Consider the following 18300-nt stretch of genomic DNA (forward strand, 5'->3'; position numbering starts at 1 on the left):
CTCAGTCCTCGATCCGGATGGCCTGGAGCGGGCAGACGTCGGCGGCCTCCTCGACCTCGTCGCGCAGCGCGTCGTCGGGGTCGCTGACGTAGGCCAGACGGCCGGCGTCGTCGAAGCTGAAGACGTCAGGGGCGGCGAAGACACACTGACCGTGGTCCTGGCACTTGTTCATGTCGACGACGACCTTCATGGCCGGTCCTCCTGGTGCTGAGGGCGTCGGGCGCGGGGCTGGAAGGGAAAGGGGCCCGGACCGGATGCGGCCGGGCCCCGGCCAACGGGGTGGGTGACACCGCACCCCGAACTCGTTTGGCGTCAAACAACATAGGAAGCGACCGGACCCTGGTCAATAGCTATCCGGATGGATAAATTTTTGCGGCCAACCCCTTGCGGCGAGGTGATGGGGTCCATACCGTTTGGCCTCAAACATTGAGCGGCCCCTGCTCCTCCCCGCAGTGCGGCGCCGCCCCTCTTCCCCTCTCCCAGCGCCCGCTCCGGCCTGGGAAGCGCCCCACATTCCCCAGAGGAGACACCGGTGAGCGCATCCGATTCCCCATCCGTCCGCCGGCACCAGGACCGGCTCGCCGCCGAGGGTGTCGACGTGGTCCGGGTGACCTACCCCGACCTCATCGGCACCGACCGCGCCCGGGACGTCCTGCTGGAGCACCTGCCCTCGGCCTGCGACCACGGCCTGGCCTTCTGCCGCGCCGTCTACCACACCAGCCCGCAGGGCGACGTCGTCCCGGTCGCCGGCGGCCTGGACGCGGGACTGCCCGACATCTGCGTACGACCGGATCTCGACACCCTGGTGTCCCTGCCCTGGGAACCCGGCGTGGCGAGCTGTCTGGGCGACGTCACCGACCCGGCCACCGGGCTGCCCGCCCCCGAGTCACCCCGCGACCTGCTCCGCGCCGTCCTCGACCGGTGCCGCGAGCACGGACTGCACCCGGTGATCGGCCCCGAGCTGGAGTACTTCCTCTGCCAACCCGCGCCCGGCTCCCCGCGCGGCTGGCGCCGCTACAGCGACGCCCGGGGCGTCGTCTACACCGCGGGCCTGCGCGCCGACGACGACAACCACCTGTTGCGCACCCTGCGCCTGCTGCGCGCCGCCGACCTCGGCGTGAGCAGTGGGAACCACGAGTTCGACGGGGGGCAGTTCGAGATCAACCTGACCCACTCGGAGGCGCTGTCGGCCGCCGACCGGGCCTTCCGCTTCAAGTCGGCGGTCAAGGAGCTCGCCCGCAAGGAGGGGCGTCTGGCCACCTTCATGGCCAAGCCGTTCAACGACGCGGGAGGCTCCGGCTTCCATCTGCACCTGTCCTGCGAGAACGACGACGGCGGCAACGCCTTCGACGACCCGACGGCGCCGTACGGCCTGTCCGACACCGCCCGGCACGCCGTCGCCGGCATCCTCGCCCACGCGCCCGCGCTCGCGGCGCTGGCCAATCCGACGGTCAACTCCTACAAGCGCTTCGGCCCGGACACCCTCGCCCCCTGGCTGGTCGACTGGGGCCTGGACAACCGCAGCGCCATGGTCCGCATCCCGCCCGAGCGGGGTGCCGGCTCCCGGCTCGAACTTCGCCTGGGCGACGCCGGCGCCAACCCCTACCTGCTCATCGCCGGGACCGTGGCCGCCGCCCTGCTCGGCGTCCTGGCCGGCGACGAACCGCCCGCGCCGCTGGACGGATACGGCTACGACACCGACCGGTCCGCCATGCTCCCGACCACCCTGTCCGCCGCGCTGGACGCCCTCGAGGCGGACACCGCGCTGGCCGACGTCCTCGGCAAGGACTTCACCGCCTCCTACCTCACCTACAAGCGCGACGAGGTCGAACGCTTCGGTCGGCACGTCACCGACTGGGAGTTCACCGAGTACGCCTACCACCTCTGACCGAGCCCGCCCCGCCCATGGCACCGGGCCCCCGGCCCCGTGACGCCGCATCCCGCCGGCACCGTGCCCCTTGACGCCGAGGAGACACCACCCATGACCACCCCGACCCTGCCCGACGCCGTCCGCGAGCCGCTGCCGCTGGCCGACGTGGACCTCGCCGACCTGGACAACTTCACCGACGGCGTCACCCCCTGGCGCATGTTCCACACCCTGCGCCACGAGGATCCGGTGCACTGGCAGCCCGAGGAGGCGCCGAACTCCGGCTTCTGGAGCGTGACCCGGCACGCGGACATCGCCCGCGTCGACCGCGACGCCGAGACCTTCACCTCCACCCGGTTCGTCAACCTCGAGGAGGTCGACGACGACCAGATCAAGAAGCGCGCCTCCATCCTCGAGCTCGACGGGGTCCGCCACCGCGCGCTGCGCAGCCTGATCCAGCGCCAGTTCGGCGCGAGCGTGATCAACAGCTACGGTGACTTCCTGCGCGGCCTGACCGCGACCACCCTGGACGCGGCCCTGGCCAAGGGCACCTTCGACTTCGTCAAGGAGGTCTCCGCCGACTTCCCCATCAACGTGCTGGCGCGGCTGCTCGACGTGCCCCCGGAGGACAACCAGCAACTCATCGACTGGGGCAACCGCATCATCGGCAACACCGACCCGGACTACGCCGACGTGCTCCTGCACTCCGAGGAGAGCGAGAAGTACCGCGACCTGCCCTTCCGCTCCCCCGCCTCCCTGGAGGTCTTCGCCTACGGCCGGGAGCTGGCCCGGCAGCGGCACGGCGGCGACGGCACCGACCTGGTCTCCCGGCTGGTCAACGGCACCCCGCGGGACGGCGTCCCGCTCTCGGCGCAGGACTTCGACAACTACTTCCTGCTGCTGGTGGTGGCGGGCAACGAGACGACCCGCCACACCATCAGCCACTCCATGCTGGCCCTGCTCCAGCACCCCGAGCAGCTGGCCCGCCTCCAGGAGGACCCCTCGCTGATCCCCACCGCGGTCGAGGAGTTCCTGCGCTGGGCCTCCCCCGTGTACCACTTCCGCCGCACCGCCACCCGCGACACCGAACTCGGCGGCAAGCGGATCAAGGAGGGCGACAAGGTGGTCATGTGGTTCGCCTCCGGCAACCGTGACGAGGAGGTCTTCGGCAACCCGTACGACTTCGACGTCACCCGGCAGAACAACGACCACGTCACCTTCGGCAAGGGCAGCCCGCACCTGTGCCTGGGCAACCTCCTGGCCCGCACCGAGATCCGGATCATGTTCGAGGAGCTCATCCCGCGCCTGGCCGGCATCCGCCTGGCCGGGGACGTGCCCCGGGTGCGCTCCAACTTCGTCAACGGCATCAAGAAGCTGCCGGTGGAGGTGACCCTCGCCTGACCGGACGCAGGCGGTACCGCCGCAGGGCGCATGCCGGCCCGGCCGCATCGGTGCAGCCCCGGTGAATGACGGGTGATCCGGTTCGTCGTGCGGCTGCCGGCCGCGCCGCCCCGCGGCAGCCTGCCTCATCAGGTCAGCCGGCCGGGGACCTCCGGGTGTTCGACCCGGCAGACCAGGGCGTCGTTCACGACGTCCGCCACGATCGTGTCACCGGGGTCGGCCGAGTCGCTCAGCAGCAGGGAGGCGATGCGGTTGTCGAGTTCGGCCTGGATGGTGCGGCGCAGCGGACGGGCCCCGAACCCGGGCTGGTGGCCGTGGGCGACCAGCAGCTTCTTCGCGGCGTCGGTGACCTCCAGGTCCAGGCCCTGGGCACGCACCCGCCGGCGGCTGTGGTCCAGCAGCAGGTCCACGATCCGGCCGAGGTCCTCCTCGCTCAGACCGTGGAAGACGATGATGTCGTCGATGCGGTTGAGGAACTCGGGCAGGAACCTTCCGCGCAGGTCCTCCATCAGCTGGTCCTTGATGGCGGCGACGTTCCCGTGGTGGGCGAGGATCCGCTGGGCGCCGATGTTGGAGGTCATGATGACCACGGTGTTGCGGAAGTCGACGGTACGGCCCTGGGCGTCGGTGAGCCTGCCGTCGTCGAGCACCTGGAGCAGGGTGTTGAAGACGTCCGGGTGGGCCTTCTCCACCTCGTCGAAGAGCAGCACGCTGTAGGGCTGACGGCGCACCTTCTCGGTGAGCTGGCCGGCCTCCTCGTGTCCGACGTAGCCCGGCGGGGCCCCGACGAGCCGGGAGACGGTGTGCTTCTCCTGGAACTCGCTCATGTCGAAGCGGACCATCCGGTTCTCGTCGCCGAACAGCAACTCGGCGAGCGCCTTGGCCAGTTCGGTCTTGCCGACCCCGGTGGGGCCGAGGAACAGGAAGGAGCCCACGGGCCGGTCGGGGTCGCCCATACCGGCGCGGCTGCGGCGCACCGCCTGCGCGATCGCGGTGACGGCCTCGTCCTGGCCGACGACCCGGGAGTGCAGCGCCTCCTCCAGCTTCAGCAGCCGCTCCTTCTCGCTCTCGGTCAGCTGGGAGACCGGGATACCGGTGCGCCGGGACAGCACGTCGGCGATGTCGTCGACGGTCACCTCCAGTACGCCCTCGCGGCGCTCGGCCAGACCCTCCAGTTCCGTCTCCACCTCGGCGATCCGGTCCTTGAGTTCGGAGGCCCGTTCGAAGTTCTCGGCGGCGACGGCCTGGTCCTTCTCGCGGCGCAGCTTGGCCAGCCGGTCCTCGCGCTCGACGACCTCGGCGGACCGGCCCAGGGACCGCAGACGCACCCGGGCGCCGGCCTGGTCGAGCAGGTCGATGGCCTTGTCGGGCAGGAACCGGTCGGTGACGTAGCGGTCCGACAGCTCCGCCGCGGCGACGAGGGCGTCGTCGCTGTAGCGGACCTGGTGGTGAGCCTCGTAGGAGTCGCGCAGTCCCTCCAGGATCTGCACCGTCTCCTCGACGCTCGGCTCGGGCACCATGACGGGCTGGAAGCGGCGCTCCAGGGCGGCGTCCTTCTCCACGTACCGCCGGTACTCGTCGAGGGTGGTGGCTCCGACGACGTGCAGCTCGCCGCGGGCGAGGGCCGGTTTGAGGATGTTGCCCGCGTCCATGGAGCCCTCGCCGGTGGCGCCGGCGCCGACGACGGTGTGCAGTTCGTCCAGGAACAGGATCGTCGACTCGGAGGCCGCCTTGACCTCGTCGATGACGTTCTTCAGCCGCTCCTCGAACTGGCCACGGTACTGGGCGCCCGCCACCAGTCCGGTGAGGTCCAGGGCGACCACCCGCTTGTTCTCCAGGGTCTTCGGCACGTCCCCGCCCACGATCCGCTGGGCCAGCCCCTCGACGATCGCGGTCTTGCCGACGCCCGGCTCGCCGATCAGGACGGGGTTGTTCTTCGTACGGCGGGAGAGGACCTCGACGGTCTGCTCGATCTCCGCGGCCCGCCCCACCACCGGGTCCAGCTTCGCGGCACGGGCCTCCTCGGTCAGGTCGCGCCCGTACTGGTCCAGGGTCGGGGTGTCGCTCGGGGGCTCTGCCCCGCCCGGCGCGGTATCGGGGCGGGAGGCCGTGTCGGCGCTGCGGCGCAACTGGTCCGCCTCGATGCCGTGGGCGCCCAGCACGCGCGCCGCCGCGGCGCCCGGGGTGTCCAGCAGCGCGCCGAGGATGTGCTCGGGGCCGATGTACGACACTCCGGCCGCCCGGGAGTGTTCGTAGGCGCGCAGCAGCACCCGCTTGGCGGCCGGGGTCAGGCCGGGCTGCGCGGAGGGGGTGCCGCTCTCACCGGGCAGCGCCTCGGCGAGGGCCGCGCCGAGCCGGTCGGGGTCGGCTCCGGCCTGGGCGAGCAGGCCGCGGGCCGGCTGCACCTGGGTGCACGCCCAGAGCAGGTGCTCGGTGTCCAGGTCGGAGCTGCCGTCCTCGGCCGCCCGCCCGGTGGCCTGGTTGATCAGCTCGCGCGCGGAGTCGGTCAACAGCCGTCCGATCGGCACCCGCTGCACCTGCGGGGGCGCCGCGCCCGGCGTCATGCCGAAGAAGCGGTTGAGGATCTCGGAGAACGGGTCCGGGCCGCCGAAGGAGGCGCCGAAGGGGGACATCGTCATGATCGCCGTCCGGAACTTGGGCAATGAGTCACCTTCCAGCCCAACCCGCCGAATGGAGTATCGCAACGCGGCCTACGCCGGTCCGGTGCCCAGGGCGGCTCTCCCCGGGGCGGGCCGCGTCCGGCAGACTCCCGGCATGGATACCGCCGCGTACCTTCACGCACTGGACCGTCAGGGCCGTCTGCTGGCGGCCGCCGCCGAGCAGGCGGGGCCCGACGCCGCGGTGCCGGCCTGCCCGGGGTGGCGGGTACGGGACCTGCTGCGGCACACGGGCGTGGTGCACCGGTGGGCCGCCGGCATCGTCGCCGACGCCCGCACGTCACCGCGCCCGATGGGCGATCCGCCGGATCTGGACGGCGCCGCGCTGGTGGCCTGGTACCGGGCCGGTCACCGCCTGCTCGTCGAGACGCTGGCCGCGGCGCCCGCCGACGTGGAGTGCTGGAACTTCCACCCGGCACCGTCACCCTCGTCCCTGGCCTTCTGGACCCGGCGGCAGGCACACGAGACGGCGGTCCACCGCCACGACGCCGAGGCCGCGCGCGGCGGCACCCCGGACACGCTCGGCACGGCCTTCGCCGTGGACGGCATCGACGAGCTGCTGCGCGGCTTCCACGCCCGCTCCCGCAGCCGGGTCCGCAGCCGCGAACCGCGGGTCCTGAGAGTGCGGGCCACGGACGCGGACGCGGTGTGGACCGTGCGCCTGTCCGGCGAGCCACCGGTCACGACCCGGACCGCGTCCGCCGCGTGCGACACCGAACTCTCCGGCCCCGCCGGCCAGTTGTACCTCGCCCTGTGGAACCGCGTCCCCGTGCCGAACGTGACAGGCGACCTCACCCTCGCCGCACTGTGGCGGGAGACGTCCGGCATCGTCTGAGCCCGCCGGGCCACGCTTGCCCCGCCGGGCACACGATTGCTCGACTCGCGACATGAAGGCTCACGGGGCAACGGCGGAGTCGGGCCGAGCGGGACGCGATGACCGTCGGGATCGGTACGAGCTGTGCAGCGCGGCGTTCGCGGCGGCGGTGGTCCTCGGGGCCGTGGCCGGCCCGGTGCTGCTGTTCGACCTGCCGCGGGGCGCCGCCACGGTGTGCTCCTGGGGGCGGGCCTGGTGCTCGCGCCGGTCGTCTTCACCACCCGGGTCGTCAGCACGGTGGTGCGTTTCCGGCAGGCGTCTCAGCCCAGCCAGCCCGGGCGTACCAGGCCCGATTCGTAGGCCAGGACGACCAGTTGGGCGCGATCCCGGGCGCCGAGCTTCACCATGGTGCGGCTGACGTGGGTCTTGGCGGTGAGGGGGCTGACGACCAGGCGGCGGGCGATCTCCTCGTTGGACAGTCCGATGCCGACCAGCGCCATCACCTCGCGTTCGCGTTCGGTGAGCTGCGCGAGGGCGTCGGCGGCCGCCGGTTCCTTGGAGCGGGCGGCGAACTCGGCGATCAGGCGGCGCGTCACGCCGGGGGAGAGCAGGGCGTCGCCGCCGACCACCGCCCGTACCGCGCGCAGGAGTTCGTCGGGTTCGGTGTCCTTGACCAGGAAGCCGGAGGCGCCCGAGCGAATCGCCTCGAAGACGTACTCGTCGAGCTCGAAGGTGGTGAGCATGACCACCTTGACGTCCTTCAGCCGCGGCTCGCCGGTGATGCGACGGGTCGCGGCCAGTCCGTCGAGCAGCGGCATGCGGATGTCCATGAGCACCACGTCGGGGCTCAGGTCGCGCACCTCGCGCAGGGCCTCCTCCCCGTCCGCGGCCTCCCCGGCGACCTCGATGTCCGGCTGGGCGTCGAGCAGCGCCTTGAAGCCGGCCCGTACCAGCGACTGGTCGTCGGCCAGCAGTACCCGGATCACCGGTTCTCCTCCTCGGTCGTCAGGGGCAGTACCGCGAGCACCCGCCAGCCGCCGTCGGGGCGCGCGCCCGCGTCGATGGTGCCACCGAGCGCGGCGGCCCGCTCACGCATCCCGGCCAGGCCGTTGCCGCTGCCGCCGGCGTCCGCCCCGGTCGCGGGTCCGTCGTCGTCGACGCGCAGCCGCAGCGCGCGGCGGTCCTGGTCGAGGCGGACGCGCGCGTGCCGCGAGCCCGAGTGGCGTACGACGTTGGTGAGCGCCTCCTGGACGATGCGGAAGGCGGCGAGGTCCGTGCCGGGCGGCAGCCGGGGCGGTGCCCCCTCGACCTCGACGGTGAGGCCGGCGGTCGCCGCCTGGTCCACCAGCTCGGACAGCCGGCCGAGGCCGGGCGCGGGGGTGCGCGGGGCGTCGCCGGGGGTGCGCAGGGTGTCGAGCACCTGACGCACCTCCCCCAGCGCCTCCTTGCTGGCGGCCTTGATGGTGGTCAGCGCGGTGCGCGCCTGCTCCGGGTCGCTGTCGAGCAGGGCGAGGCCGACGCCTGCCTGGACGTTGATGACGGAGATGCTGTGCGCGAGGACGTCGTGCAGTTCACGGGCGATCCGCAGCCGTTCCTCGTCGGCCCGGCGCCGGGCGGCCTGGGCGCGCTCGGCGCGCTCCTTGACCCACTGCTCGCGGCGCACACGGGCCAGCTCCGAGACCGCGACGACGGCCACCACCCAGGTGGCGATGGCCAGTTCCTGCCCCCAGGAGGAGGCGGTGTCCCCGGGTGGGGGCAGCCAGCGGTACAACCAGAGGGCGATCAGCGCGTGCCCGGCCCACAGCATGGCCACCGACGACCACGCGGCCCTGCGGTGCCCGGCGACGACGGCGCTGAAGCAGCTGACGGCGACGGCCAGGAAGACGGGTCCGTACGGGTATCCGGCGGCGTAGTAGACGAGGGTGGTCGCCGCCGTGCCGAACGCCACGAACGCCGGATACCGCTTGCGCCACAGCAGCAGGCCCAGGGTCACCAGCAGCAGCGCGAACCCGAAGGCGTCCAGGGGCTCGCGGTGGCCGTGCTGGTTGCGGGCCGAGAAGTGCGTGCCGACGAGCACGAAAGCGGTGAACAGCGCGGTGGAGAGCCAGGGCCAGTGGCGGCCGGGCGCCTCCCCCTCGTCGGCGCGGTGCCACCACGGGGGGCCGTGCCGCCACCACTGCGGCGGGCCACCCCGGCGTACGCGCTGCTCCGTCATGACCGCCACGCTAGACGCCCGTCGCCGCCCGGGGCGTCAGCCGGGCGAGGTGATCACGCGTACTCCCCGGGAAGTACGCGCCTTCGCGAGTGCCTGGGAAGTCATGCCTTCGCGTGTGCGCGGCCGGTCACGGCGGCGGTCAGGCCCGCAGGCCGGTCCCGTGCGCGAGCCGGACCACCGCGTGCCGGAAGAACGGCTCGCGGTCCTCCACCACCCGGTTGAACTGCCCGAACAGCTCGAACCCGACCAGCCCGAAGAGCTGCGCCCACGCGGCGACGAGCGCGGCACCCACCTCGGGCGGCAGTCCCGGCGCGAGGTCCGCGGTCATCCGCTCGGCCTCGTCCCGCAGTTCGGCGGCGAGCGGCGGCCCGGTCAGCGCGTGCCGCTCGTGGGCGTCGCGCACGATGCCGATGAAGACCAGACCGACGCGGGACGCGGCCGGGACGGTCGTCCTCGGGGCGGTGTAGCCGGGCACGGGGGAGCCGTAGATGAGGGCGTACTCGTGCGGGTGGGCGAGCGCCCAGCCGCGCACCGCCTCGCACACGGCGGTCCAGCGTGCCAGGGGCTCGGCGCCGGACGCGTCCGCGTTCGCCGCCTCCGCGGCCTCGCCCACGGAGTCGTAGGCGTCGATGATGAGCGCGGTCAGCAGGTCGTCACGGCTCGGGAAGTACCGGTACAGCGCGGAGGAGACCATGCCGAGTTCGCGGGCCACGGCGCGCAGCGAGAGTTTCGCGGCACCCTCGGCCGCGAGCTGTCTGCGGGCCTCGTCCTTGATCGCCGCGGTGATCTCCGTCCTGGCCCGGGCGCGGGCTCCCTGTGCGGTGCTCATGCGCACCAGTGTTCCACGAATTCGGAGCACTGCACACGAAAAAGAGCACTGCTCTTGCCTTGGATCACCGATCTACCCCACACTGTTCAACAAGCGAGAGCACTGCTCTCCCGAACCCGTGGGGGTCATCATGTCGTCGTCCGCTTCGTCTTCCTCGTCGCCGTACTACCTCAAGGGCAGCCCGATGGCCGTCCGTCTGAACAGCGTCATCGGCTGGCTGGCCCGCCGCGGGCTGAGCCTCGCCGGCTCGGCCGAGTTGTCGGTGCGCGGCCGCAAGAGCGGCAAGCCGCAGCGCATTCCGGTCAATCCGCACACGTACGAGGGCGGGCAGTACCTGGTCTCGGCGCGCGGCCACTCGCAGTGGGTGCGCAACATGCGCGCGGCGGGCGGCGGGGAACTGCGCGTCGGGCGGAAGGTCCGCGAGTTCACCGCGGTGGAGCTGCTCGACGCGGAGAAGCTCCCGATCCTGCGGACCTACCTGGAGAGGTGGGGCTGGCAGGTCGACGGGTACTTCAAGGGCGTCACGGCGAAGTCCTCCGACGAGGAGATCACCGCGTCCGCCCCCGACCACCCGGTCTTCCGCATCACGGTCAGGAACTGACCGGGTCCTCGTCGGCGGGCCGGGCCGGCCGCCGGTCCAGCGCGGTCAGGGCGCGGTGGGCCATGGGGTGGGTGCGGACGATCTCACCGAGCGAGGTCGAGCCCTGCGTGATGTCCTTGAACGCCTTCCAGGCGGGCCGGAAGCCGGTCAGGACGGCGTGGAAGATCCCCGGCCGGCGCTCGAACACCGCGAGCATCCGTTTGCCGACGGCCATCTCCACGCCCAGTCCCGCCTTGATCGCGAACGCGTAGTTAAGGGCCTGGCGCCGGGTGTCCACCGCGTCGTGCGCCTCGGCGACGCGCACCGCCCACTCCCCCGCGAGCCGCCCGGACCTGAGCGCGAAGGAGATGCCCTCGCGCGTCCACGGCTCCAGGAGTCCGGCCGCGTCCCCGCACACCAGCACCCGCCCGCGCGAGAGCGGCGAGTCCTCGGCCCGGCAGCGGGTCAGATGGCCCGAGGAGATGCTCGGTTCGAATCCGGCCAGGCCCAGCCGGGCGATGAAGTCCTCCAAGTACCGCTTGGTGGCGGCGCCTTCGCCGCGCGCCGAGATCACTCCGACGGTCAGCGTGTCCGCCTTGGGGAAGACCCAGCCGTAACTGCCGGGCATCGGCCCCCAGTCGATGAGCACCCGCCCGCGCCAGTCCTCGGCGACGGTCTCGGGCACCGGGATCTCCGCCTCCAGGCCGAGGTCCACCTGGTCCAGCTTCACCCCGACATGGGCTCCTATCCGGCTGGCGCTGCCGTCGGCGCCGACCACCGCGCGCGCGAGCACCGTCTCACCGCCTTGGAGCACCACGGCGACCGTACGCCGGTCCGGCACCGCCGAACCGTGCTGCTCGACCCGCGAGACCGCGGCGCCGGCCCGCAGCTCCGCGCCCGCCTTCTGCGCGTGCTCGACCAACTGCTGGTCGAACTCGGGCCGGTTGATCAGCCCGAACAGCATCTGCTTGGAACGGCGGGTGCGGGTGAAGCGGCCGTTGTGGGAGAAGGTCACCGCGTGCACGCGGTCCTTCAACGGGAGCTCGAAGCCGGGCGGCAGCGAGTCGCGCGAGGGGCCGATGATCCCGCCGCCGCACGTCTTGTACCGGGGCAGCTCCGCCTTCTCCAGCAACAGCACGCGCCGCCCCGCGACCGCCGCCGCGTAGGCGGCCGAGGCCCCCGCGGGTCCCGCGCCCACCACGACGACGTCCCACACCCGCTGCACGTCGTCCGCCGAAGAGTTCTCGCTGCTCACGATGGTCTACCGCTCCCGATCAAGCCGCCTGCCGCTGCTGCCTCCCGCATCCTACGGCGGCCTTGGCGGTGGGCCGCTGTGGGAGGATCAGCAGCGTACGTGCCTCGTACACGGGGTCGCGCCTACGCTGACGCGATCATCCGGAACACAGAAGTGCTCGGAAGTATCTCCCCGGTACCCACGAGTGCGCCTTCGCACCGACAAGGAGCGTGCCCATGTCGTCGAATCCGGTCGCCGAGACCGTCGCCTCCCTCATGCCCAGGGCGCGGGCGGAACTCGCCGAGCTGGTGGCCTTCCAGTCGGTGGCGGACTTCGGCCAGTACCCGAAGAGCGAGAGCGAGGGCGCCGCGAACTGGATCGCCGACGCGCTGCGCGCCGAGGGCTTCACGGACGTGGCGCTGCTCGACACCCCGGACGGCACCCAGTCGGTGTACGGCTACCTGCCCGGACCGGAGGGCGCGAAGACGGTCCTGCTCTACGCCCACTACGACGTGCAGCCGCCGCTGGACGAGGCCGGCTGGACCAGCCCGCCCTTCGAGCTCACCGAGCGCGACGGCCGCTGGTACGGGCGCGGCGCCGCCGACTGCAAGGGCGGCCTCATCATGCACCTGCTCGCCCTGCGCGCTCTGAAGGCCGACGGCGGCGTCCCGGTCAACGTCAAGGTGATAGCCGAGGGCTCCGAGGAGCAGGGCACCGGCGGCCTGGAGCGCTACGCCGAGGAACACCCCGAACTCCTGGCCGCCGACACCATCGTGATCGGTGACGCCGGCAACTTCCGCGTCGGTCTGCCGACCGTCACCAGCACCCTGCGCGGCATGACCCTGGTGCGGGTCCAGGTCGACACCCTCGAAGGCAACCTGCACTCCGGCCAGTTCGGCGGTGCCGCCCCGGACGCGCTCGCCGCGCTGATCCGTGTGCTGGACTCGCTGCGCGCCGAGGACGGCTCGACGACCGTCGAAGGACTGGCCGGCGAGTCCGTCTGGGACGGCCTGGCCTACGAGGAGGAGCAGTTCCGCAAGGACGCCAAGGTGCTGGACGGTGTGGAGCTGATCGGTTCCGGCACGGTCGCCGACCGCATCTGGGCCCGCCCGGCCGTCACCGTGCTCGGCATCGACTGCCCGCCGGTCGTCGGCGCCACCCCGTCCGTGCAGGCCGGCGCCCGCGCCCTGATCAGCCTGCGGGTGCCGCCGGGCGTCGACGCGGGCGAGGCGGCCAAGCTGCTCCGGGCCCACCTGGAGGCCCGCACCCCCTGGGGCGCCCGGGTGCGCACCGAGCAGATCGGCCAGGGCCAGGCCTTCCGCGCCGACACCAGGAGCCCGGCCTACCGGGCGATGGCCGACGCGATGGCGGTCGCCTACCCCGGCCAGGACATGCAGTACGCCGGTCAGGGCGGCTCCATCCCGCTGTGCAACACCCTCGCCGCCCTCTACCCGCGGGCCGAGATCCTGCTGATCGGCCTGAGCGAGCCGGAGGCGCAGATCCACGCCGTGAACGAGAGCGTCTCCCCCGAGGAGCTGGAGCGCCTCTCGATCGCGGAGGCCCTGTTCCTGCGCAACTACGCGACCGACTGAGCGCCCCACCCGCTCCCACCGGCACAGGGCCCTCGCTTCGCGTCGGGAGCCCTGTGCGGAACGGCGGACGGGTACGGGGCGGTCCGGCCGGCTGAGGAGATCGGTGGCGGCGACCATACCCGGGGTGCCGTGAGCGCGAGTGCGGCTGAGCCGCACGCGGCGAGGCAGGCGGGGCACGCCGGGGACCCCACCGGGCGCAGGCGGGACTCCCCGGAGACAGGCGGGACTTCCGGAGACAGGCCGGACTCCCCGGCGACAGGCCGGACTCCCCGGAGACAGGGGCGACTTGCCGGAGACAGCCCGGACACTCCGGGGACGGACGGGACTCCCCAGACGAAAGCAGGACACACCGGGAAACAGCAGGCCTCCCCAGGGACAGGCCGGACACACCGGACGCAGGCCAGACTCGCCGAAACGACGGGCGGGACCGCTGTGGCTGTCGGCGCGTCAGCCGACCGGCACGCCCGCCTCCAGGTACACCGCCGCGCCGCGCTCGCGGGCACGCAGCGCCCAGCGCAGTCGTGCGTAGCGCACGGGTGGGAGCAGGTCGGCGGCCTCCCGCTCGGTGACGAAGCGGCAGTCGCGCAGCTCGGGTCCGGGCAGCAGCAGGCGCTGGGCCGCCGCGGAGTCCAGCCGGCCGCCGTCGAAGAGGAAGCGCAGACCTCCGAAGGCGGGGGGCGCGGGCGGCTCCCAGTCGACCACGAGCAGCCGCGGCACGTCGTCCAGCCGTACCCCCGTCTCCTCGGCGACCTCGCGCATGCCCGCACGGGCCGGGGCCTCGCCGGGTTCGACGACACCGCCGGGGAACTCCCAGCCGGGCTTGTAGGTGGGGTCGACGAGCAGCACGCGGTCCCGTTCGTCGAACAGCAGCACCCCGGAGGCGACGGTCTCGGCCGTGGGCTCCGGCGTCTGCACGATGTCGCAGACGGGCACGGCACCGCTGCTGACGGCCTCGACGATGCGGACGGCCGTCTCGTGCGGGGTGAGGGCGCTGGTGTCGACGGGGTGGGCGTCGGCGGTGAGCCAGGAGGCCAGGGCGGCCCGGTAGGGCTCGATGTGGTCGTAGGACCACTGGCGGACGCGCATCTCGCCGTCGGGCAGGTCGGGCGGGACCTCCCGGTGGGCTATCCGCTCCCGCAGGATCGTTTCGGCCGGGGCCAGGAGGATGTGCCGCACGGCGACGCGGCGGGCGGCGAGCCCGCCGAAGATCTCGTCGCGGTATTCCTGGCGCAGCAGGGTCATGGGCACCACGAGGGTTCCGCCCAGTTCGGCGAGCATCGCGGCCGCCGTGTCGATCACCATGCGCCGCCAGATCGGCAGGTCCTGGTAGTCGCCGACCTCGGCGAGGTGTTTGGGCGGCAGCAGGTACGTCAGCGCACCGCCGATGACCTCGGGGTCGAAGAGCGTACTGTTCGGGATCAGTTCGATCAGTTCCCGTGCGGTGGTCGTCTTCCCCGCACCGAAAGCGCCGTTGATCCAGACGATCACGGGTCCCCCTCTGCAGTCGGCCCCCTGTGGCTTGCCCGCTCCACCCTGCCACGGAAACCAGCCCCAGTTGAGGGCCGTCCACAGGACGGCGCCGGCACCGCCCGCGGCGGGGCGCCGGCGCCGCGCTCGGCCGACGGACGTCAGCCGTGCCGGGGCCCGGACGCGTCGTCGTCCGTGGCAAGGCCTTCCTGACCGACGACCTGGTCGACGGTGCCCACGATGTCCTTCACGCTCCGATCACCGAGCCCGTCGTGGTCGACGGCGTGCGACGGAGTGACGGCGGCCACGACGAATCCGGTGGCCAGGGACGCGAGGGCGAGCATGCTGCGCTTCTTCATGCTCGGTTCAACTGCGCCCACCGCCCGGGGGTCACGCTCGTGCACCCGACGGGAGCACTCACCCCTTCGTCGACCCCAGGGTCAGTCCCGCGATGAAGTGGCGTTGCAGGAGCAGGAAGACCAGGATCGTCGGAAGGGCCACCAGGACCGATCCGGCCGCCAGCAGGTTGTAGTCCGTAAAAAACTGTCCACGCAGGTTGTTCAGGGAGGAGGTGATCGGGAGCTTGTCGGGGTTGGAGATGAAGATCAGCGCCCAGAGGAAGTCGTTGTAGACCCAGGTGAACTCGAGCGTGGCCAGGGCCGCGAGGGCCGGGCGGCACAGCGGCAGGGTGATGCGCCAGAACTGGGTCCACACCCCGGCGCCGTCGACGATCGCCGCCTCCAGGATCTCCTGGGGCAGCGTGCGCATGAAATTGGCCAGGACGAAGACGCAGAATCCCAGCTGGAAGCCGATGTTGACGACGATGACGGCCCAGTAGGAGTCGTACATCGTCAGCGAGTCGGACATCCACCACGGCAACGGGATCCTGTTGAACAGGACGTAGAGGGGCGTGACGATCACCTGCTGCGGGAGCAGGTTGCCCGCCGTGAAGAACATCAGCAGGACGAGGCCGCCGCGCAGTCTCAGGCGCGAGACCGCGAACGCCACGAACGCCGCCAGGAACAGCGTGACGATCACCGCGGGCACCGCGATGATCAGCGTGTTGGTGAAGTACCTGCCCATGCCGGACTCGGTGTAGGCCTGGCGGTAGTACCCGAAGGACAGCTGCCTGGGCCAGGAGAAGTAGCCGTGCTGCGCCGTGTCCTGGTACGGGCGCAGGGAGGCGTAGACGGCGAGCAGCAGCGGCGCGACGAACGCCAGCGACACCGCCGACAGGAAGATCTGCACGCCCCAGCGGCCCCGCCGCCGGGATCCCGCCGGCTGTGCGGGCGCCGGCGCCGGGCGGTGCACGGGCGCGGTGCTGCGGATTTCTGCCGTCATCTGTCGCGCGCACCCCGCAGCTCTTGGACCAGGAACGTCACGATGCACCCCAGGGACACGGTGAGCAGGACCACGGCGATGGCTGAGCCGAAGCCGATGCGGCTCGCCTCGCCGATGATGTTGTCGGTGATCAGCACCGACAGCAGTTCCAGGCCGTTGCGGCCCTTGTTGACCGCGTAGACGATGTCGAAGGCGCGCAGAGCCTCGATGACCGTGATGACGCCGACGACGACGTTCACCGGGCGCAGGGTCGGCAGGACCACGCGGAAGAACGTCTGGCGTTCGTTCGCCCCGTCGATCGCCGCCGCCTCCTTCAGCGCCGGGTCGACGGACTTCAGTCCGGCCAGGTAGAGGATCATGACGTAGCCGACGTGCCGCCAGCTGGCCGCGATCATCATCATCCAGATGTTGAGGCGGGAGTCGCCGAGCCAGTCGATGGGGTCGGTGTGGTTGCCGAGGAGGGTGTTGACCGCGCCCTGGTCGGTTCCCAGCAGCAGTTGGGCCATGAAGCCGACGATGGCCAGCGAGAGCACCACCGGCAGGTAGAGCACGGACTGGTAGAAGCGGCTGAAGCGGACCCCCCGGTCGATGAGGACGGCCAGGAACAGCCCGAACGGCGTCGCGATCAGTCCCAGGAAGAGCAGCCACAGGACGTTGTGGCGGACCGCGGGCCAGAACGGCGGGTAGTTCTCCGCGAGGTTCCGGTAGTTCTCGCCGCCGGCCCAGTGGATGTCCCCGATGCCGTCCCAGGAGGTGAAGGACAGTCCGATGGAGGCCAGCGTCGGTCCCCAGACGATGGCGACGTCGAGCAGCACCGGAATGCCGAGCAGCACGCCGAGGACGGCGAGGTCGCGACGGGTGAACCGGTGCAGCCGTGGCCGTCCGGCGCGCCGCGGGGAGGTGAGCGCCACGGAAGATGTCCCCCAGTGATCAGCCGACGGGCTGCGAGAAGATGGTCTTCTTCTGCCGTTCGATGCTGTTGCACAGCCCGTCGACGTCCTTCGGGTTGCCGATGAAGTCCTGGATCGCCTGGATCATCACGGTGGAGGCGAAGTCGGGGCGGGTGTCGCGGTCCAGGAACTGCGAGATCTGCCGGGCGCCGGAGACGAGTTCGGCGGACTTCTTCTGCAGGGAGCTGTACGTGGAGGTGTCCGCGCCGGAGTTGACGGCCACGTTGTTCGGGTCGTACCGCAGGTAGACGTCCTCGGCCTTCGGCGTGCCGAGCCATTTGAGCAGGTCCTTGGCGGCGGCGACGTTCTTGGACTTCTTCGCGACGAGGAAGCCGTCGATGGGCGCCTCCACGGCGTCCTGGCCGTACTGCGGGTCGATCTCGGGGAACGCGAAGAAGTCGATGTCGTCGCGCTCGTTCTCCGGGAACTGGCTGCCGGGGTGCGGCATGCCGAAGACGGCCATGCCCGTCTTGCGCTGCTGAAGGCTCTGCCCGGCCTCCTCCCAGGTCCGGCCGAGGGCGCCCTTCTGGTAGTACGGCATCAGCTCGCGCCAGGTGTCGAAGACCTTCTTCACCCGGTTGTCGGTCCACGCCTCCTCGCCCGCCATCAGGGACTTGTGGAAGTCGTATCCGTTGAGGCGCAGGTTGATGTAGTCGAAGGTGCCCATGGCGGGCCAGCCGTCCTTGTCGCAGAAGGCGACCGGGGTGCCGTCCTTGGACATCTGCTTGGCCAGCGCGATGAAGTCGTCCCAGGTCTCGGGCTGTTGGTAGCCCTTCTGCTGGAACAGGCTCTTACGGTGGAAGACGGCCCACGGATAGTAGTAGTACGGCACGAAGAACTGCCGGCCGTCGTGCGTGGACTGCGCCTTGAGGGCGTCGGAGAACCCGGAGAAGGACGACCACACGTCACTGATGTCGGTCAGCAGTCCCTTCTCCGCGAAGTACTGCATCCGGTACCCCGCGAACCACATGAAGACGTCGTCGGGCCGACCCTGGAGATACCGGTTGATGTTCTCCTGGAAGTCGTTGTGGTCCTTGGTGTTGACCTTGACCTTCTTGCCGGACTGCTTCTGGTACGCGTCGAAGGCCGCCGCGTACGCCTTCTTCGGCACCGCGTCCGAGGCGTTCGACCCGACGGTGACCTCGTTCTTGCCTCCGCCGGGGCCGGAACCGCAGGCGGACAGCAGGGCGGGAAGCGTGACCGCGCCCGCTCCGACGGCCGCACCACGCAGGACATTGCGCCGGGAGATCGGATGTACTGCCGCACCGGTCGGCGGGACGAGCCGGTTGAACGATGACTGCGCCATGTCCCCCTCCTCGGGGTGCCACCCAA

General features: G+C 71.6%; 16 protein-coding genes and 1 pseudogene. 6 read left to right on the forward strand and 11 right to left on the reverse strand.

Annotated elements, in window-relative coordinates; translation table 11 throughout:
* Position 1: 1 nt before the first annotated feature.
* A complete protein-coding gene (locus ACFY4A_RS32545) occupies positions 2 to 190 on the reverse strand; it encodes a ferredoxin (RefSeq protein WP_073952234.1) in 189 nt (62 codons plus the stop codon).
* Between the two features lie 342 nt (positions 191 to 532).
* Between ACFY4A_RS32545 and ACFY4A_RS32550 the strand changes: the two genes are divergently transcribed.
* On the forward strand, positions 533 to 1888 hold the full coding sequence (locus ACFY4A_RS32550; RefSeq protein WP_390832917.1) for a glutamine synthetase family protein: 1356 nt from the start codon (positions 533 to 535) through the stop codon (positions 1886 to 1888).
* 93 nt (positions 1889 to 1981) lie between these two features.
* Positions 1982 to 3268: a cytochrome P450 gene (locus ACFY4A_RS32555; protein ID WP_390832918.1), complete on the forward strand. Its 1287-nt coding sequence runs from the start codon at positions 1982 to 1984 to the stop codon at positions 3266 to 3268.
* Positions 3269 to 3396: 128 nt separating this feature from the next.
* Here ACFY4A_RS32555 and ACFY4A_RS32560 read toward each other — a convergent pair whose 3' ends face one another.
* Positions 3397 to 5907 (reverse strand): ATP-dependent Clp protease ATP-binding subunit, encoded by a 2511-nt coding sequence (locus ACFY4A_RS32560; protein WP_390832966.1) that lies wholly within the window; start codon positions 5905 to 5907, stop codon positions 3397 to 3399.
* A gap of 136 nt (positions 5908 to 6043) precedes the next feature.
* Between ACFY4A_RS32560 and ACFY4A_RS32565 the strand changes: the two genes are divergently transcribed.
* Both ACFY4A_RS32565 and ACFY4A_RS32570 read left to right on the forward strand, forming a co-directional pair.
* Entirely contained in the window at positions 6044 to 6781 is a 738-nt protein-coding gene (locus ACFY4A_RS32565; protein WP_390832919.1) for a maleylpyruvate isomerase family mycothiol-dependent enzyme, read from the forward strand.
* 98 nt (positions 6782 to 6879) lie between these two features.
* A pseudogene (locus ACFY4A_RS32570) lies at positions 6880 to 7120 on the forward strand (DUF6332 family protein).
* Here ACFY4A_RS32570 and ACFY4A_RS32575 read toward each other — a convergent pair.
* The 3 genes from ACFY4A_RS32575 to ACFY4A_RS32585 form a co-directional block, all read right to left on the reverse strand.
* Positions 7081 to 7746 (reverse strand): response regulator, encoded by a 666-nt coding sequence (locus tag ACFY4A_RS32575; RefSeq protein WP_390832920.1) that lies wholly within the window; start codon positions 7744 to 7746, stop codon positions 7081 to 7083. The pseudogene ACFY4A_RS32570 and the gene ACFY4A_RS32575 overlap by 40 nt on opposite strands.
* Complete coding sequence (locus ACFY4A_RS32580) at positions 7743 to 8975, reverse strand: sensor histidine kinase (protein ID WP_390832921.1); 1233 nt, start codon at positions 8973 to 8975, stop codon at positions 7743 to 7745. Before ACFY4A_RS32580 ends, ACFY4A_RS32575 begins: the two co-directional genes overlap by 4 nt.
* 139 nt (positions 8976 to 9114) lie before the next feature.
* Positions 9115 to 9804 (reverse strand): TetR/AcrR family transcriptional regulator, encoded by a 690-nt coding sequence (locus ACFY4A_RS32585; protein WP_390832922.1) that lies wholly within the window; start codon positions 9802 to 9804, stop codon positions 9115 to 9117.
* 130 nt (positions 9805 to 9934) lie between these two features.
* Here ACFY4A_RS32585 and ACFY4A_RS32590 point away from each other — a divergent pair, with 130 nt between their 5' ends.
* Positions 9935 to 10405, forward strand: a complete 471-nt coding sequence (locus tag ACFY4A_RS32590) for a nitroreductase family deazaflavin-dependent oxidoreductase (protein WP_390832923.1) — start codon at positions 9935 to 9937, stop codon at positions 10403 to 10405.
* Here the strand turns inward: ACFY4A_RS32590 and ACFY4A_RS32595 are convergent.
* Positions 10395 to 11639 (reverse strand): geranylgeranyl reductase family protein, encoded by a 1245-nt coding sequence (locus ACFY4A_RS32595; protein WP_390832924.1) that lies wholly within the window; start codon positions 11637 to 11639, stop codon positions 10395 to 10397. The two genes, ACFY4A_RS32590 and ACFY4A_RS32595, sit on opposite strands and share 11 nt — an antisense overlap.
* A 215-nt stretch (positions 11640 to 11854) precedes the next feature.
* Between ACFY4A_RS32595 and ACFY4A_RS32600 the strand changes: the two genes are divergently transcribed.
* Complete coding sequence (locus ACFY4A_RS32600; RefSeq protein WP_390832925.1) at positions 11855 to 13210, forward strand: dipeptidase; 1356 nt, start codon at positions 11855 to 11857, stop codon at positions 13208 to 13210.
* Between the two features lie 447 nt (positions 13211 to 13657).
* On the opposite strand, the gene ACFY4A_RS32605 is transcribed toward ACFY4A_RS32600, so the two are convergent.
* The 5 genes from ACFY4A_RS32605 to ACFY4A_RS32625 all read right to left on the reverse strand — a co-directional run bounded on the left by ACFY4A_RS32605 (position 13658) and on the right by ACFY4A_RS32625 (position 18274).
* The gene (locus ACFY4A_RS32605; RefSeq protein ID WP_390832926.1) at positions 13658 to 14698 is read right to left on the reverse strand and encodes an NUDIX domain-containing protein; all 1041 of its coding nucleotides are present in this window, start codon (positions 14696 to 14698) and stop codon (positions 13658 to 13660) included.
* Between the two features lie 140 nt (positions 14699 to 14838).
* Positions 14839 to 15036: a hypothetical protein gene (locus tag ACFY4A_RS32610; protein ID WP_390832927.1), complete on the reverse strand. Its 198-nt coding sequence runs from the start codon at positions 15034 to 15036 to the stop codon at positions 14839 to 14841.
* Between the two features lie 58 nt (positions 15037 to 15094).
* The gene (locus tag ACFY4A_RS32615; RefSeq protein WP_390832928.1) at positions 15095 to 16018 is read right to left on the reverse strand and encodes a carbohydrate ABC transporter permease; all 924 of its coding nucleotides are present in this window, start codon (positions 16016 to 16018) and stop codon (positions 15095 to 15097) included.
* Entirely contained in the window at positions 16015 to 16929 is a 915-nt protein-coding gene (locus ACFY4A_RS32620) for a carbohydrate ABC transporter permease (protein ID WP_390832929.1), read from the reverse strand. Before ACFY4A_RS32620 ends, ACFY4A_RS32615 begins: the two co-directional genes overlap by 4 nt.
* Positions 16930 to 16948: 19 nt before the next feature.
* A complete protein-coding gene (locus ACFY4A_RS32625; RefSeq protein ID WP_390832930.1) occupies positions 16949 to 18274 on the reverse strand; it encodes an ABC transporter substrate-binding protein in 1326 nt (441 codons plus the stop codon).
* Between the last annotated feature and the right edge of the window lie 26 nt (positions 18275 to 18300).

This window comes from Streptomyces sp. NPDC001292 (genome assembly GCF_042896465.1).
Lineage (GTDB): Bacteria > Actinomycetota > Actinomycetes > Streptomycetales > Streptomycetaceae > Streptomyces.